The sequence below is a fragment of the Pseudoduganella aquatica genome (genome assembly GCF_020865585.1).
Taxonomy (GTDB): domain Bacteria; phylum Pseudomonadota; class Gammaproteobacteria; order Burkholderiales; family Burkholderiaceae_D; genus Rugamonas; species Rugamonas aquatica_A.
This window is the reverse complement of the sequence record NZ_CP086370.1, coordinates 4,749,587-4,764,728: the sequence shown is the minus strand read 5'-3', so window position 1 is coordinate 4,764,728 and position 15,142 is coordinate 4,749,587. Positions and strand designations below refer to the sequence as shown.

General features: G+C 65.6%; 8 protein-coding genes. 3 read left to right on the top strand and 5 right to left on the bottom strand.

The window, feature by feature from the left end; all coding sequences use genetic code 11:
• Positions 1-97: 97 nt before the first annotated feature.
• Entirely contained in the window at positions 98-1,114 is a 1,017-nt protein-coding gene (locus tag KT882_RS21220; protein WP_161070583.1) for a ribonuclease T2 family protein, read from the bottom strand.
• A gap of 74 nt (positions 1,115-1,188) precedes the next feature.
• Complete coding sequence (locus KT882_RS21215) at positions 1,189-1,365, bottom strand: hypothetical protein (RefSeq protein WP_187358587.1); 177 nt, start codon at positions 1,363-1,365, stop codon at positions 1,189-1,191.
• A gap of 261 nt (positions 1,366-1,626) precedes the next feature.
• On the opposite strand from KT882_RS21215, the gene ppc reads away from it, so the two are divergent.
• From ppc to eno, 3 genes are all read left to right on the top strand, one after another.
• Entirely contained in the window at positions 1,627-4,494 is a 2,868-nt protein-coding gene (ppc, locus tag KT882_RS21210) for a phosphoenolpyruvate carboxylase (RefSeq protein ID WP_228893237.1), read from the top strand.
• Positions 4,495-4,558: 64 nt separating this feature from the next.
• A complete protein-coding gene (gene pyk / locus KT882_RS21205) occupies positions 4,559-6,013 on the top strand; it encodes a pyruvate kinase (RefSeq protein ID WP_161070784.1) in 1,455 nt (484 codons plus the stop codon).
• 34 nt (positions 6,014-6,047) lie between these two features.
• Complete coding sequence (gene eno, locus KT882_RS21200) at positions 6,048-7,331, top strand: phosphopyruvate hydratase (RefSeq protein ID WP_228893235.1); 1,284 nt, start codon at positions 6,048-6,050, stop codon at positions 7,329-7,331.
• A gap of 12 nt (positions 7,332-7,343) precedes the next feature.
• On the opposite strand, the gene KT882_RS21195 is transcribed toward eno, so the two are convergent.
• From KT882_RS21195 to KT882_RS21185, 3 genes are all read right to left on the bottom strand, one after another.
• A complete protein-coding gene (locus KT882_RS21195; RefSeq protein WP_228893234.1) occupies positions 7,344-9,128 on the bottom strand; it encodes a sensor histidine kinase in 1,785 nt (594 codons plus the stop codon).
• Between the two features lie 68 nt (positions 9,129-9,196).
• Positions 9,197-11,395, bottom strand: coding sequence for a TonB-dependent receptor plug domain-containing protein (locus KT882_RS21190; RefSeq protein WP_228893233.1), 2,199 nt, complete (start codon positions 11,393-11,395; stop codon positions 9,197-9,199).
• Positions 11,396-11,538: 143 nt separating this feature from the next.
• The gene (locus tag KT882_RS21185) at positions 11,539-15,096 is read right to left on the bottom strand and encodes a pectinesterase family protein (RefSeq protein ID WP_228893232.1); all 3,558 of its coding nucleotides are present in this window, start codon (positions 15,094-15,096) and stop codon (positions 11,539-11,541) included.
• Positions 15,097-15,142: the final 46 nt, after the last annotated feature.

Below are 15,142 nucleotides of genomic sequence, written 5' to 3'. Positions count from 1 at the left end.
CTGAGCCCGTGACGCAATGGTGGAACTGACCCCGGTGGTGTAGTTGCGTGCTAAAGCTGAGCCCGTGACGCAATGGTGGAACTGACCCCGGTGGTGGCTAGTTGCGGCCGCTGGCTTCGACGTGGATTTCGCTGCCGCAACGGGAGGTTTGCGGACCCTGGCCGGGTGTCGTACCCAGCAGGCCGTTCAGCCCCTTGTCGACGCTGAAGTCGAGCGGGAGCTGGACGCGGATTTCCTGGAGCTGGCTTTGGCCGGCGCACACCAGCATCACACGGCTGGCGGCCGCTTCGCCGTGCTGGCTGCGCAGCGTGGCGAAGAATTTGTCGGCGTTGAAGCTGCCGCCTATGTTCTTCAGTACCTGCTGGCCGATGGACGAGCTGTTTACCAACTGCACCGCCGCCACTGCTTTCGTGAAGTAGGCGTCCGGGTCGAGCGACTGGCAGGAGCCGTGCTTGTTCCACTCGTATTTGCCGAAGCTGTTTTCGTAGTAGAAGTTGGGCATCCACTGCGCGATGCGGTCGACGGTTTCCTTTTTCAGCGCGAAGGGCTTGCCTTCGCAGTTGCCGTAGCTGGTGCCGCAGGCTTTTTTGTTGGGCCACAGGCCGTGCAGTGTGAGGTTGGTGACCACCAGGCTGCCTTTGTCCATCGCTGCGCACTCGGGCTTGCCGGACGTGCGCGGCGTGTGCTCGCAGAAGCCGGGCTGCCAGCTGATGGCCAGCAGGTAGCTGTCCTGCTGGTTGGCGGTGGAGCAGATTTCGTGTTTGCCGCCGGGACTGTCATTGGCGCTTTCCCGGGCGCTAGCCGGCGCGGCGTCCTGCGTGCCGCCGCCCAGCGCTGCGCTGCCGCAGTCGCGCGCAACCCAGCGCAGCTCGGGCCTGGCGCCCGGCACTTCTATCCGCAGCTGTTCATAGCTGCCCGGCTTGTTGACCTCTTTGATTTCGTAGCTGCTGCCCGGCTTGAGCCGCACATCCCCCGGATTGGTCTCTTTGGCGAAGGACGCGTAGGCTTCGCACGCCTTGCCGGCCTTGAAGCTGCCGCTGGCGGGTTCGCTGGCCAGCGCGAGCGCGGGGAGCAGGGCGAGCAGGCACGCCGCCCCGAGTGTTGTTTTTTTCATCGTAGCCTTCCGTGTTCGTTGTTGCGCTACATCATATCGTCATAGCACGGCAAAGAACAACGGAAAGGCGGGGCTCAGAATGCCTGGGCCGCTTGCGCAGCGGAAATCCGTCCCTTCACTTCCTTGTGGTATTTGGCCCGCGCCGCGGCCTGCTTCACCGCTTCCGCCTCTTTGTTGACCCGTTTGATACGGGCTTTTTCCGCTTTGCTGCGTTGCTGGGCTACGTCTTTGTTGCCGATTCGATTGGTCATGCTCTTCTCCTTGGTTGGTCCAGACTCCAGCATGCACCGGCCGCCACGCGCCATCCGTTCGCTGGCTAACGCGTGTGCGCCATTCCAAATCCATATAGTAATTGGCAAAGAATTCAGTTGCCGCCGCTTGGATTTTCGTCACATAATGTAGTAAATTTACGATATGGCGAGTATCTGGCACCTCGTATGGTGCGGATGTGCGAGATTTGCTGTAATTATGTTCCTAAACTGAAAAATTACTACATACTGGTGAGGCGGGAGATGGACGGTTCAAAGTCGGTGGAATTCAAGGATGAATTGCTGGGGCGGGACATCCGCCAGCTGGGCCGCATGCTGGGCGACACCATACGCACGCAGCACGGCGACGAGGCCTTCAATCGTATCGAGAACGTGCGCCAGCTGGCGATCCGTTTCCGCCGCGAGCAGGACGCGGGCGCGCAAGCACTGCTGGAAGAGGCGCTGCATGCGCTGTCGCCGGATGAAACCAGCCAGCTGATACGCGCTTTCGGCTACTTCTCGCTGCTGTCCAATATCGCCGAGGACCAGCACCACACCCGCCGCAGCCGCGCGCACTTGCTGGCCGGTTCCGCGCCGCGCCTGGGCAGCCTGGCCAAGGCGGTGCAGAACGTGGTGGGCGCCGGCCGCACCTCGTCCTTTGGCGAGTTCTTCGCCGAGGCGCATATCAGCCCGGTCTTCACCGCGCACCCGACCGAGGTGCAGCGCAAGAGTACCCTGAACTGCCAGATGGCCATCGCGCGCGAGCTCGACGAGCGCGACCGCGTGCAGATGACGCCCGAAGAGCAGGAGCAGAACGACGAGGCGCTGGCGCGCGGCATCCACACGCTGTGGCAGACGCGCTTGCTGCGCACGGCCAAGCTGTCGGTGATGGACGAGGTGGAGAACGGCCTGTCCTTCTTCGACCGCACCATCCTGAACGGCTTGCCGCAGCTGTACAGCACTTTGCAGGACATGCTGGCCAAGCTCGATGCGCGCTGGGCCGGCGAGGAGCTGCCGACCTTTATGAAAGTGGGCAGCTGGATAGGCGGCGACCGCGACGGCAATCCTTTCGTCACCGCCACCGTGCTGCGCGCCACGCTGGCGCGCCAGGCCGACGTGGCGCTGGAACACTATCTGGGCGAGCTGCACAAGCTGGCTTCGCAGCTGTCGCTTGCGCAGACCATGACCGGCTGCTCCGAGCAGCTGCGCCAACTGGCCGACGCTTCGCCCGACCATTCGCCGCACCGCGTGGACGAGCCTTACCGCCGCGCCATCTACGGCATCCATAACCGCCTGGCCGCCAACCGCGCGCTGCTGACCAGTGCCGCTGCCGCCGGCCGCGCCGACACCGGCGCCGCTGCAAGCGCCGCCGCGAGCGCGCGTGCTGCCGTTGCCACCATCTGGCCTGCCGCCGCTGCGGCGGGCTACGCGCCTGCCGCTCCCGGCGCGGGCGCCCAGCCTTACGCCTCGGCGCAGGAGCTGCTGGCGGACCTGGAGACGGTGCACGAGTCGCTGGTGGCGCATGGCTCGGCCGTTCTGGCGCGCGGGCGCTTGCGCCAGCTGCGCCGCGCGGTGAAGGTGTTCGGCTTCTCGCTGGCGCCTGTGGACCTGCGCCAGAATTCGGACGTGCACGAGCGCGTGGTGGCGGAGATCCTGTCCTGCGCCCGTCCCGGCATTGATTACGCCGCGCTGTCCGAGCCGGAGCGCTGCAAGCTGCTGCTGGAAGAGCTGCACACGCCGCGCCTGCTGATCTCTCCGTACACCAGCTATTCCGAAGAGACCAGCGGCGAGCTGGCCATCTTCCGCGCGGTGAGCGAGGCGCACCGCGCTTACGGCGCCGAGTCCATCACCAACTACATCATCTCCAAGGCGGACAGCGTGTCCGACCTGCTGGAAGTGGCGCTGCTGCTGAAGGAACACGGCCTGCTGCGCGCCGGTTCGGTGACGGAAGAGTCGTCGATGGCGGTCAACATCATTCCGCTGTTTGAAACCATCGGCGACCTGCAGGCCGGCCCGGACATCATGGACCGCGCCTTCCGCCTGCCGCTGTATATGGACCTGGTGCGCTCGCGCGGCAGCCTGCAGGAAGTCATGCTGGGCTATTCGGACTCGAACAAGGACGGCGGTTTCCTGACCTCCGGCTGGGAACTGTACAAGGCCGAAATCGAACTGGTGGAAGTGTTCAAGCGCCACAGCGTGAAGATGCGCCTGTTCCATGGCCGCGGCGGTTCCGTCGGCCGTGGCGGCGGTCCGAGCTACGAGGCGATCCTGGCGCAGCCGCAGGGCGCGGTGCAGGGCCGCATCCGCCTGACCGAGCAGGGCGAGGTCATCACCGCCAAGTACGCCAATCCGGAAGTGTGCCGCCGCAACTTGGAGGTGATGGTGGCCGCCACCATGGAAGCGACCATGCTGCCGCCGCGCGGCATCGAGCCGGATGCGGCCCAGCTGGCGGCCATGCAGGCGCTGTCCGACGAAGCCATGCGCAGCTACCGTTCGCTGGTGTACGAGACCGAGGGCTTTGAAACCTATTTCTGGGAATCGACCGTCATCTCGGAAATCGCCGCGCTGAACATCGGCAGCCGCCCGGCCTCGCGCAAGAAGTCCACCGCGATTGAAGACCTGCGCGCCATTCCCTGGGTGCTGAGCTGGGCGCAGTGCAGGGTGATGCTGCCGGGCTGGTTCGGCTTCGGCTCTGCGGTGCAGAAGTTCCTGGGCACGCAGCCGGACGGCTTGGCGCTGCTGCAGAAGATGTACCGCGACTGGCCGTTCTTCAACACGCTGCTGTCCAATATGGACATGGTGCTGGCCAAGAGCGATATCGCCATCGCCAGCCGCTACGCCACCCTGGTGAGCGACGCCACGCTGCGCGAGGCCATCTTCGGCCGCATCCGCGCCGAGCATGAGCGCACCATCGCGGCGCTGAAGGAGATCACCGGCCAGGCCGAGCTGCAGGACGCCAACCCGCTGCTGCAACGCTCGATCCGCAACCGCTTCCCCTATATCGACCCGCTGAACCATTTGCAGGTTGAGCTGCTGCGCCGCTTCCGCGACGGCGACTCGGACCCCGCCACGCGCGAGGGCATTCATTTATCGATCAACGGCATTGCCGCCGGCCTGCGTAATAGTGGCTGAGTGGCTGAGCGGTGACCGATACCAACAACAGGAAAGAGACAACGTGCCAAATACCCCTACCGCAGTGACCCGCCGCGCCACCAAGATCGTGGCAACCATCGGCCCCGCATCGAACGACATCGGCACCCTGATCCGCATGTTCAAGGCCGGCGTTGACGTAGTACGCCTGAATTTCTCGCACGGCAAAGCCCAGGACCATGTCGAGCGCGCCCGCATGGTGCGCGACGCCGCCGCCGAGTGCGGCCGCGAAGTGGCCATCATGGCCGACTTGCAGGGTCCGAAAATCCGCGTCGGCAAATTCGAAGAAGGCAAGATCCAGCTGGAAAACGGCGCCCGCTTTATCCTGGACGCCAAGTGGGGCGAGAACGGTGAGCTGGGCAACCAGGAACGCGTGGGCCTGGATTACAAAGACCTGCCGCGCGACCTGCGTCCGCAGGACGTGCTGCTGCTGAACGACGGCTTGATCGTGCTGGTGGTGGACCGCATCTCCGGTAGCGAGATCCACACCACCGTGAAAATCGGTGGCGAGCTGTCGAACAACAAGGGCATCAACCGCCAGGGCGGCGGCCTGTCCGCGCCGGCGCTGACGGCCAAGGATATGGAAGACATCAAGACCGCCATGAGCTTCCAGGCGGATTACATTGCCGTGTCCTTCCCGAAGAACGCGACCGATATGGTGATGGCGCGCCAGCTGGCCAATATCGCCGGCGAGCCGTTCCAGCACAAGCCTTTCATGATCGCCAAGATCGAGCGCGCCGAGGCGATTCCGGCGTTGCAGGAAATCCTGGACGCGTCGGACGGCATCATGGTGGCGCGCGGCGACCTGGCCGTTGAGGTGGGCAATGCCGCCGTGCCTGCGCTGCAGAAGCGCATGATCAAGATGGCGCGCGCGTCGAACAAGCTGGCCATCACCGCCACGCAGATGATGGAATCGATGATCGTCAACGCCGTGCCTACCCGCGCTGAAGTGTCGGACGTGGCCAACGCGGTGCTGGACGGCACCGACGCGGTGATGACGTCCGCCGAAACCGCCTCCGGCAAATACCCGATCGAGACGGTAGAAGCGATGGCGGCGATCTGCCTGGATGCGGAGAAATGGAATCCGTCCAATCCGGACGTGGACCTGATCAACACGACCTTCAGCCGCATCGACCAGTCCATCGCCTATGGCGCGCTGTTCACCGCGCACCATCTGCGCGTGAAGGCCATTGCCGCGCTGACGGAGTCGGGTTCCACCTGTCTCTGGATGAGCCGCAACAATATCGACATTCCCATCATCGCGCTGACGCCCAGCGTGGCGACGCAGCGCAAGCTGGCGCTGTTCCGCAACGTGCAGGCGCTGGAGCTGAAGCAGACGCGCGACCGCGAGGTGGTGCTGCGCTCGGTGGAAGAGCTGCTGGTGGCGCGCGGCATCGCTGAACGCGGCGATACGGTGGTGCTGACCTGGGGCGAGCCTATGGGCCTGGTCGGTGGCACGAATGCGTTGAAGATCATGAAGCTGGGCGCGCCTGCGCATTGATGGAATTTACCAAGCCAACTACTGGAGACTTTGGATGACTGCTATTGTTGATGTGATTGCACGCGAGGTTCTGGATTCGCGCGGCAATCCGACCGTGGAATGCGACGTGCTGCTGGAGTCCGGCGTGACGGGCCGCGCGGCGGTGCCGTCGGGCGCTTCGACCGGTTCGCGCGAGGCCATCGAGCTGCGCGACGGCGACGCCAAGCGCTATTTCGGCAAGGGCGTGCTGCGCGCCTGCGAGAATATCAATACCGAGATCGCGGAAGCCATCATCGGCCTGGACGCGAACGAGCAGGCCTTTATCGACCGCACGCTGATCGATCTGGACGGCACGGAGAACAAGTCCCGCCTGGGCGCCAACGCCACGCTGGCGGTGTCGATGGCGGTGGCCAAGGCCGCCGCCGATGAAGCCGGCCTGCCGCTGTACCGCTATTTCGGCGGGTCGGGCGGCATGGAAATGCCGGTGCCGATGATGAACGTGATTAACGGCGGCGCGCACGCGGACAACAACCTGGATATCCAGGAGTTCATGATCATTCCGGTCGGTGCGCCTTCCTTCAAGGAAGCCGTCCGCTACGGCGCGGAAGTGTTCCATACGCTGAAGAAGATCCTGCACAAGAAAGGCCTGAACACCGCCGTGGGCGATGAAGGCGGCTTTGCGCCTTCGCTGGCCAATCACGAGGAAGCGATCAAGCTGATTATCCAGGCTATCGAGGAAGCCGGCTACGAGCCGGGCACCCAGATCGCGCTGGGCCTGGACTGCGCCGCGTCGGAGTTCTACAAGGACGGCAAGTACCAGCTGGACGGCGAAGGCATGAGCCTGACCGCCGTGGAGTTCACCAACCTGCTGGCCACCTGGTGCGACAAATACCCGATCATCTCGATCGAGGACGCCATGCACGAAGGCGACTGGGAAGGCTGGGCGACCCTGACCGCCGCACTGGGAAAGCGCGTGCAGCTGGTGGGCGACGACCTGTTCGTCACCAACACCAAGATCCTGAAAGAAGGCATACAGAAGGGCATCGCCAACTCGATCCTGATCAAGATCAACCAGATCGGGACCCTGACCGAGACCTTCGCCGCGATTGAAATGGCCAAGCGCGCGGGCTACACCGCCGTGATCTCGCACCGCTCGGGCGAGACCGAAGACTCGACCATCGCGGATATCGCGGTGGGCACCAACGCGCTGCAGATCAAGACCGGCTCGATGTCCCGTTCGGACCGCATGGCGAAGTACAACCAGCTGCTGCGCATCGAGGAAGACCTGGGCGAGACCGCGTCTTATCCGGGACGGGGTGCGTTCTACAATCTGCGTTGATGCATTGACGGGTTACGGCAGGACCAGATGGGGGGCGGGGCAGAGGGGGAGGCGTATTTCGAATCTGCTGCCCTGGCCCGGTCCCTCGCTGTAGGCGGCCACGCTGCCGCCGTGCAGTTCCACTATTTTATGCACCAGGGCCAGGCCCAGTCCCAGGCCTCCGTCGGCGCGGTCCGGCCGGCGCGCTCCCTGCGAGAACAGGTCGAAGATGCGCGGCAGCAGGCCTGGCTCGATGCCGCTGCCGTTGTCGCTCACGGACAGCACCAGCTCCTCTCCCACCCGCACGGCCTCCACCCGGATCTCCGAACCCGGCGGTGAATATTTGATGGCATTGGCCAGCAGGTTCGCCGTCACTTGCACCAGCCGTATCGCGTCCCCGTTCACCCACAGTTCGCCATGGATGGGCGCCACGCTCAGCACGTGCTGCTGGCTGGCCGCCATGCCTGCGGTCTGCTCGACCGCGCTGGCGATCACGGGCTGGATGCTGAGCGGCTTGCGCTCCAGCGAAATCAGCCCGCGCGTCACGCGCGACACGTCCAGCAAGTCGTTCACCAGCCGCGTCATGTGGGCGCTCTGGCGCGCGATCACTTCGCTGGCCTGGCGCAGCTGCTGCGCGCTCAAGCCGGGCATGGCCAGCATGTGGGCCGCCACACTGATGGGGGCCATGGGATTGCGCAGCTCGTGGCCCAGCATGGCGAGGAATTCGTCTTTGGCGCGGTTCTGCGTGTCCGCCACTTCGCGCGCGTGCTGGGCCTGGACCAGCAGCCGTTCGCGCTCGGCCGCCGCTTCGGCCAGCAGGTGCGCGGCCTGGTAGATGCTTTCGCCCAGGTCGTCCGCTTCGTCTATGCCCGACGGGGCGGGGCGCCTGGGCGGCCCGGAACCGATGGCGCCCGCCGCAGCGCTGGTCTGCGCGATGGCCTTGGCGATGCGCGCGCTGAGCGCCCAGGCGGTGGCCACCGCGAGCAGCAGCGCCATCAGCAGGCCCAGGCCGGACAGCAGCGCAATGCGGCGCGCGTTGCCGTCGATGCGCTCGGCGCTGGTGGTGATCACCACCCACCAGCCGGACGTGGGCGAGGTTGCCAGCACCGCGTAGCCGCCGTCCGGCATGGCCACCAGGCCGCCTTGCCTGGAATGGATGGCGGCCGCGATGGCCGGCGGCGCGGCCGCGCCGATGTCGGCGGGCTGGCGGTTGGACTGGATCAGGCGGGCCTGGCGGTCGTAGATATGGTAGGTGTCGCCGTCGCTGTCCGGCGCGGGCAGGGCCTTGTCCATCAGCGCGGCTTCGAAGGCGTAGCCCATCACGTACTGGCGGTCCTCCGCCAGCGAGAAGGGATATTCCAGCGCCACCATGGGCTTGCGCGTGACGGGGCCGGTCAGCAGGTCGGTCACGGAGACTTTCGCGCTCTCCAGCAGCCGCGCGATGCGGTCTCGGTCGGCGCGCGTGTCGGGCAGGGGGGAGCCTTCCGGCACGCTGGTGTTGACGCGCTGCTGGCCGTTGGCGTCGTACAGCACCAGGTTGGCGTCGCGGTCCCTCATCAGCTGGTGCGCCTTGCCGGCGAAGGCTTCCATCTGCTCGGCTTCGAGCTTGCTGGAGGCGCTCAGCGCGCGCATCAGGCCGGCCGCCTCGTTCCACTGGCCGTCCACCGCCACCGAGGTGGCGCGCGCCGCTTCCTGCAGGCTGCGCACGCCCGCGTCGCGCTCGGCGTCGACCAGGCGCGCCAGCGGCGCGGCGAGAAACACCACCACGGGCACCAGTGCCACCGTGATGGTGAGGGCAAGCAGGGAGCGTACCTTCATTGCAGCGAATTGGTTATCTTAACTGCAATAGTATATATGAGGCCGGGCGGCGCGCGTTTGAAAACTGTTTAGAACTTCATCTCCAGGTTGGCCGAGAAGCGCGCGGAACCGGGCGAGCGGGTCCAGGTGCGGCTGCCGCCGTTGGTGTCGATGTATTGCGAGTCGCCCAGGTTGTCCTCGCCCAGCGCATTGCTCACGCCCAGGCGCAACTGGTAGCCGGTGCGTATCTTGTACAGCAGGTAGCCTTCCAGCTCGCGCCGTCCCTGCAGGCGGCTGCTTTGCTGCTCGGAGATGCGCACCGGGCCGCCCTGGCGGTAGGACAGGCTGGCGCCGGCGCTGTATTTGTCTTCGCGGTAGTCCGTTCCCAGCACCAGGGTGAGCGGAATCTGCTGGTCCAGGCGGTTGTCCGGCCCCGGCACGGAGTCGACCCTGGACCAGTTGCGGTTGGCGCTGGCGCGGAAGTCGAAGCCCGGCGCGTCCTTCATGAGGGCCTTGAGCGGGAACTTCAGTTCCACGTCCAGCGAGCGCACGGTGGCGGTGCCGTCGTTGAGCGGCTGGATCAGCCAGTAGCCGCGCGCGTCCTGCGTCAGCTTGCTGCGGATGTAGTCGGAGATGCGGCGCTGCGAGCCGCCCACCGAGAACACGGCGCCGGGGGCGAAGAAGTGCTCATAGGTGAGGTCCACGCCGGTGGCCAGTTCCGGCTTCAGGTCCGGGTTGCCGCTGTAGTCCGGGTTGAAGCGGGTGTTCAGGTCGGACTCGTAGCGGCGGGCGCTGAGCTGGCCGGTGTTCGGCGCCTTGAAAGTGCGCGTCAGGGCCAGGCGCAGCTGGCGGCCGCTCTTGTCCGGGAACTTGTACAGGGTCTGGGCCACGGGGCTGAGCACGCGGTTGCGCGAGTCCGTGGTTTGCAGGCCGCTGCCGGAGCTGTCAGTGTTGATGGTTTCCCAGCGCGCGCCGAGGTAGACCGACCAGTCCTTGCTCACGTTCCATTCGTCCTGCGCGTAGGCGGCGACCTTGGTGACGACGGGATGGAATTCTTCGTTAATGCTGTTTTGCGCCAGGCCGATAATGCCTTCCACTCGCTGGTTGCTGTCGTCCGAGCCCTGGCGGCTGGCTTCCCAGCCGGTGGACAGCGCATGGCCTTCGAAGATGGTGCGCGTGTATTTGCCGCTGGTGCCCGAGTGCGTGAACTGGGACGAGGTGGCGCCCACGCGCGCAAACACCGTCTTGCGGTCCGCCGTGTAGGACAGGGCGTGGTTTTCGTTGTCCGAATTGGCGCGGCCGATATTGGCCTTGGCATCGAGCTTGCCGCCGGCGATTTTCGTGACCCAGTTGACGTCGATATTGCCGTAGCTGGAGGTGTTCCGGCCATCGCCCTGGCGGTCCACATAGTCCGGCTGCGGGAAGCTGCCGATGCGGTTGCTGGTCAGCGTGCCGTTGCCGTAGTTGAAGCGCTGCGACTGGATATAGGAGCTGAGGTTAAGCTGGTCGTCGTTCGCCAGCTTCCAGTTCAGGCGCGGCGCCAGGCCGACCGAGGAGGACGCGTTGCTCTGGCTGCTGGCTTTGTCGCGCAGCTGCAGCACCTGGCCGGACGGCGAGGTGAACTGCTCGGTGCTGTCGCTGGGGTTCTTGCCAAGGAAGCGCGAGGCGGTGGCGTTCAGGTACCAGGACAGCTGGCCGTCGCGGTCCGCCAGCGTGCCGTTGATGAACAGGTTGCGCTGCTGCTCCGAGTAGGCGCTGTTGATGCGCAGGTCGCGCTGCGGCTTGGACACCACTTTTTTCAGGATGATGTTGATGCTGCCCGCGATGGCCTGCATGGAGTTCTCGGCCGTGGCGGCGCGCACCACTTCAATGCGTTCGATCTGGTCCGGCGCCAGCGTGTCCATCGTGAAGCCCGGAGGCGGACGCTCGCCGTTCACCATGATTTGCGTGTAGCCGTTGCCCAGGCCGCGCATGCGGATGGCGTTGCCGATCACCGTCACGCCCGGGGCGCGTTTCAGCACGTCGAACACATTGGTGTCGCCGTACTTGATGATCTCCTCGTGGGTCATCACGGTTTTGCTGGCGGTGTCGTCGCGGCGCGCGTCGTATTCATCCGCGCTGCCCTTGATTTCCACCTTGGCGATGGCGGGTTCGGCTGCTGCTGCCTTGACGGCTTCTTTCGGCGCTGCTTTGATGGTTTCTTTGGCCGGCTGTTGCTGGGCCAGGGAGGCGGTAGCCGTTCCGAGCAGGGCGGCCGCCAGGGCGATGGGGGTGAGGCGCAGATTCATGTAGGGGCTCGGATTTTGCAAACCGCGCAATTATCATCCAGAGCTGCTAATTTAGCAATATTCTTTTAGGGCAATATCTAAATTCTCATGGCAGTGATCGGGGCTGCGTGCGGAGGGAGTCCCCCCGCACGCAGCATTGCCGATTACGGCTGCGGATCCCAGCCGGCGTTGCTGTTAAAGGCGCTGAACACCAGGGCGCGGGTGGCGAAGCCCGCCGCCACGTCGCCCGCGCCGAGCTGGAAGCCGCCCACGCGCGTGGCCAGGTTCAGCGGATTGCCCAGCAGGTCGGTGGTGCCGAACTCGCGCCAACCGCTGGCGGCGGTGGGCACGGTGGGATTGGGCGCTGGCTGGCCGTTCACGCCCAGGCCGGCCCATCCCGCCGGGGCGACATGGCTGTCCATCTTGCAGTTGATGAAGGCGATGTTGTCCCAGGTGGTGGTGCCGCCGGGACTGCGCGCCAGCCAAGTGGCGCCGTTCGCCACGTCGCCGTGCAGCGGGCCGGGACCGGCGCCGTGCGTCAGGCTGCTGTTCAGGAACACAAAGCCCTTGTCCGTTGCGTTGGGCACGCGCGCCTGCAGCACATAGCCGCCGCTGGTGGCGCTGGTGGTGTCGCCCACGGAGCGGATTTCGCTTTCCTCGAACAGCGCGGCGCGGCTGCCGCCCCAGATGAAGTCCACATTACCCGCCACCAGCGAGTGGTAGAACCACGACCAGCCTTTCAGCTGCAGCGTGTCCTGCTCGCTGAGGAATGCGGCGTTGACGGCGACGAGGCGGCCCGCGTCGTTATTGAAGTACATGGTTTCGGCCTGCGCCGAAATCGAGGACGAACGCAGCGTGGTGTTGCGGATGGTGAGCGTGTCCAGGCGCAGCATGTCCGAGGTTTCCACCAGCAGCACCGAGCGGCCGCCCGACGGCGCGGCGGCGCCCGGCGCCTGGCTGCCGCCGGAGCCGGAGTTCAGCGTGTCGTGGTTGGTGTACTGGATCACCACGCCGTCGCGGCTTTCGCCTTTCAGGGTCACGTTGTCCTTGCCGCGCAGGTAGAGCAGCTCCTGGTAGGTGCCGTTCTTGATCTGGATGGTGACCGGGGCGGCCTTGGCCAGCTCCTTCATGGCGAAGTTCAGCGCGGCCTGCACGGTGTTGAAGTCGCCGCTACCGTCCGCCGCCACGGTGAGCGTGGCCGCCGCTGCCGGCGGGCCGGAACGGGTTGCAAAGCTCCAGCCGCCCAGCTTGCCGATGCCGAGGAAGGGCGCGCCGCCCAGGGTGCCAACAATGGTGCCGTTGGAGATGGCGACGTAGTATTCATCTCCGTAGGCCAGGCGGTTGCTGTGCGGGCGCACCGTCAGCGTGTTGCCGCTGATGGTGACCGGCGTGCTGTTCACCTTGCGGATGGCGGCCTGGCCTGCGTAGCCGATTTCCTCGGTTTCGCCGCTGATCCTGATCACGTCCACCAGCGCGTCGTCCGCCTTGCGGAAGATGCGGATGGTGCCGCCGGAGCCCAGTGTGGGCGGGCTGTCGAAGGTGAGCTGCAAGGCCGCGTCCACGTTCACGCCGTCCTGCTGCACGGCCGGGCTGGCGATGCCGGCCAGGCCGTAGGTCTGGGTAGGCTGGATAAACTGCGCCGCGATGGTGGCGGCGATGGCGCGCTTGAGCGTGGGGTCGGAGTCGCTGGTGACGGTGATGTTGGCCGTGCCCGCGCCCACCGGCGTAATGGTCAGCGTGCCGCCGTTGACGCCCACCGCAACCACGGCCGGGTTGCTGGAGCTGGCGGTGTATTCGTCGGCCGTGCCGTCGGCCTTGACGGCGGTGACGGCCACTTGCAGCGGCGTGTCGCCCGCTTCGGCGGCGTAGGTGGTGCCGGAAGGGTTCAGCGTGAGCTGGGCCGGCTTCAGCGCCGGGTCGCCGATGCGCACGTCGTCGATCTGGAAAGACTTGTTGGCGGTGTACAGACCCACCAGGCCGCGCGCGGCGAAGGAAGTGTCGGTCACGCTGCCCAGCGATTCGCCGTCCAGGTAGACGGTCAGCGTGCTGCCTTTCATTTCAAAGCGCACGGTGTAGAACTGCGCGTCCATATTGATGGCTTTCTTCACCTGCTTGGGACGGGTGAGGACGTTGTTCAGCATCTTGGCGATTTCCACCTGCGTGCTGGCGGTGGAACTTTGCACGTTCAGGCCCGCGCCGTACCAGTTGGTGGCGTTCACGTAGCGCGTGATCAGGTAGAGCAGCTTGTTGCCGGTGGTGCCGTTGGTGAGCGGCTTGATGCGCGCTTCCACGAAGTAGTCGCCGCTCGGCACCGAGGCCATGGCGGTGGTCTTGAGCGTGGCGAGCACGCCGCCGGTGGTGGCCGCCGTGTACTGCATGACCTTGTTGCTGCCGGTCGCGGTTTCCGCCTTGACGGAGAAGCTGCCGTTGGCGCCGGCCACGGTCAGCAGGTCCCAGTTGGCGCTGCTGCCGTTCTGGAAGTCGTCGCAGAAGTACAGGCCGGTGGCGGGGCAGGCCAGCGTCAGGCCGGGGTCGACCGACACGTCGCCGGTGCCGGTGATGGTGGTGGCCAGCTTGCCGCCGCCCGCCTGCGCCAGCGCCATGGCTTTCACCAGTGCAGTGGGGCGCGCGGTGAAGGCGTAGGGCGGCGTCCAGCTCACGCTGTCGGAGATGGTGCAGCCGGCCAGAGGCGCGCCGTTGAGCAGCGAGCCGGTGTCCTTGAAGGCGCCGGTGGCGGTGCCGCCCGGGTTCTTCACCACCTGCGCGCAGCTGGTGGTGCCGGCGATCTCGAACACGTTGGCGTTGGACAGGATCTTGGAGTTGTAGCCCGCGCCCACACTGTATTCATAGCCGTACAGCGGTTCGTCCTTGCTGCCCACGAAGTAGTTGTTGAACAGGTGGACCTGGCCGTAGCGCACGCGCGGCGAACGGCTGGTGACGTCGCGGAAGACGTTGTTGCTGAAGGTGACGCGCAGCTTGCCCTCGTCGGCAGACGCGCTGTCGCTGGAGCCGATCAGGTTGTTCTTGCGGTGCTGCGTGAAGTAGTTGTAGGAAGCCGTCACGTAGTCGGACGCGTTGGTGATGTCCAGCGCGCCGTCGTGGCATTGCTTGACCATGCCGTTTTCAATGGGCAGCAGGTTGTCGGTCATGGCGCCGTCGCTGAAGCTCACGTGGTCCACCCACACGTGGTCTGCGCCGGACAGGGCGATGCCGTCGTAGGCCGAGTTCCAGTTGCCGGTGGAGCCGTCGGTCGGGTCCCAGATCGGGCCGACGTCGCAGGGCGCCACGATCTTCAGGTTGCGGATAATGACCTGGGAGATGTTGGTGACCTGGATATGGCCGTTGATGATGCCGGCGTTGGCGCCGTCGCCGATCAGCGTGGTGTTGGGCTTCATGCGGATCACGCCGCGCGCAGCCTGGTCGCCGGTGTTGGCGTAGGGGATGCCCTCGCTCATGTCCACCGTGCCCACCAGTTTGATGATCTTGGGATTGTTGCCGCCGTTGTTCAGCGCGGCGAGCAGTTGCGCGCGGTTGTTCACGGTGTAGATGTAGCTGCTGATGGCGGCCGAGCCGCCTGCGGTGCCGCCGGCCTGGCCCGCCCAGCCGTCGGCTGGCGCCGGCTGGCGTGCGGGGTCGATGGCGGCGGCATTGAGCGATGCGGGCGCCGACGCGGCGAACAGCATCGCAAGGCAAAGCGCGGCCTTGAAACGGAGGTGTCTCATGTGTGCTCCTGTGTCAGGAATCTAATTTAAATTTGATTGTTTGTTT

What these genes read in the sequence shown, in the direction of transcription:
- KT882_RS21190 (WP_228893233.1), bottom strand. Translation starts at nt 11,395, where the DNA reads ATGAATCTGCGCCTCACCCCCATCGCCCTGGCGGCCGCCCTGCTCGGA.
- KT882_RS21195 (WP_228893234.1), bottom strand. Translation starts at nt 9,128, where the DNA reads ATGAAGGTACGCTCCCTGCTTGCCCTCACCATCACGGTGGCACTGGTG.
- KT882_RS21185 (WP_228893232.1), bottom strand. Translation starts at nt 15,096, where the DNA reads ATGAGACACCTCCGTTTCAAGGCCGCGCTTTGCCTTGCGATGCTGTTC.
- eno (WP_228893235.1), top strand. Translation starts at nt 6,048, where the DNA reads ATGACTGCTATTGTTGATGTGATTGCACGCGAGGTTCTGGATTCGCGC.
- KT882_RS21215 (WP_187358587.1), bottom strand. Translation starts at nt 1,365, where the DNA reads ATGACCAATCGAATCGGCAACAAAGACGTAGCCCAGCAACGCAGCAAA.
- KT882_RS21220 (WP_161070583.1), bottom strand. Translation starts at nt 1,114, where the DNA reads ATGAAAAAAACAACACTCGGGGCGGCGTGCCTGCTCGCCCTGCTCCCC.
- ppc (WP_228893237.1), top strand. Translation starts at nt 1,627, where the DNA reads ATGGACGGTTCAAAGTCGGTGGAATTCAAGGATGAATTGCTGGGGCGG.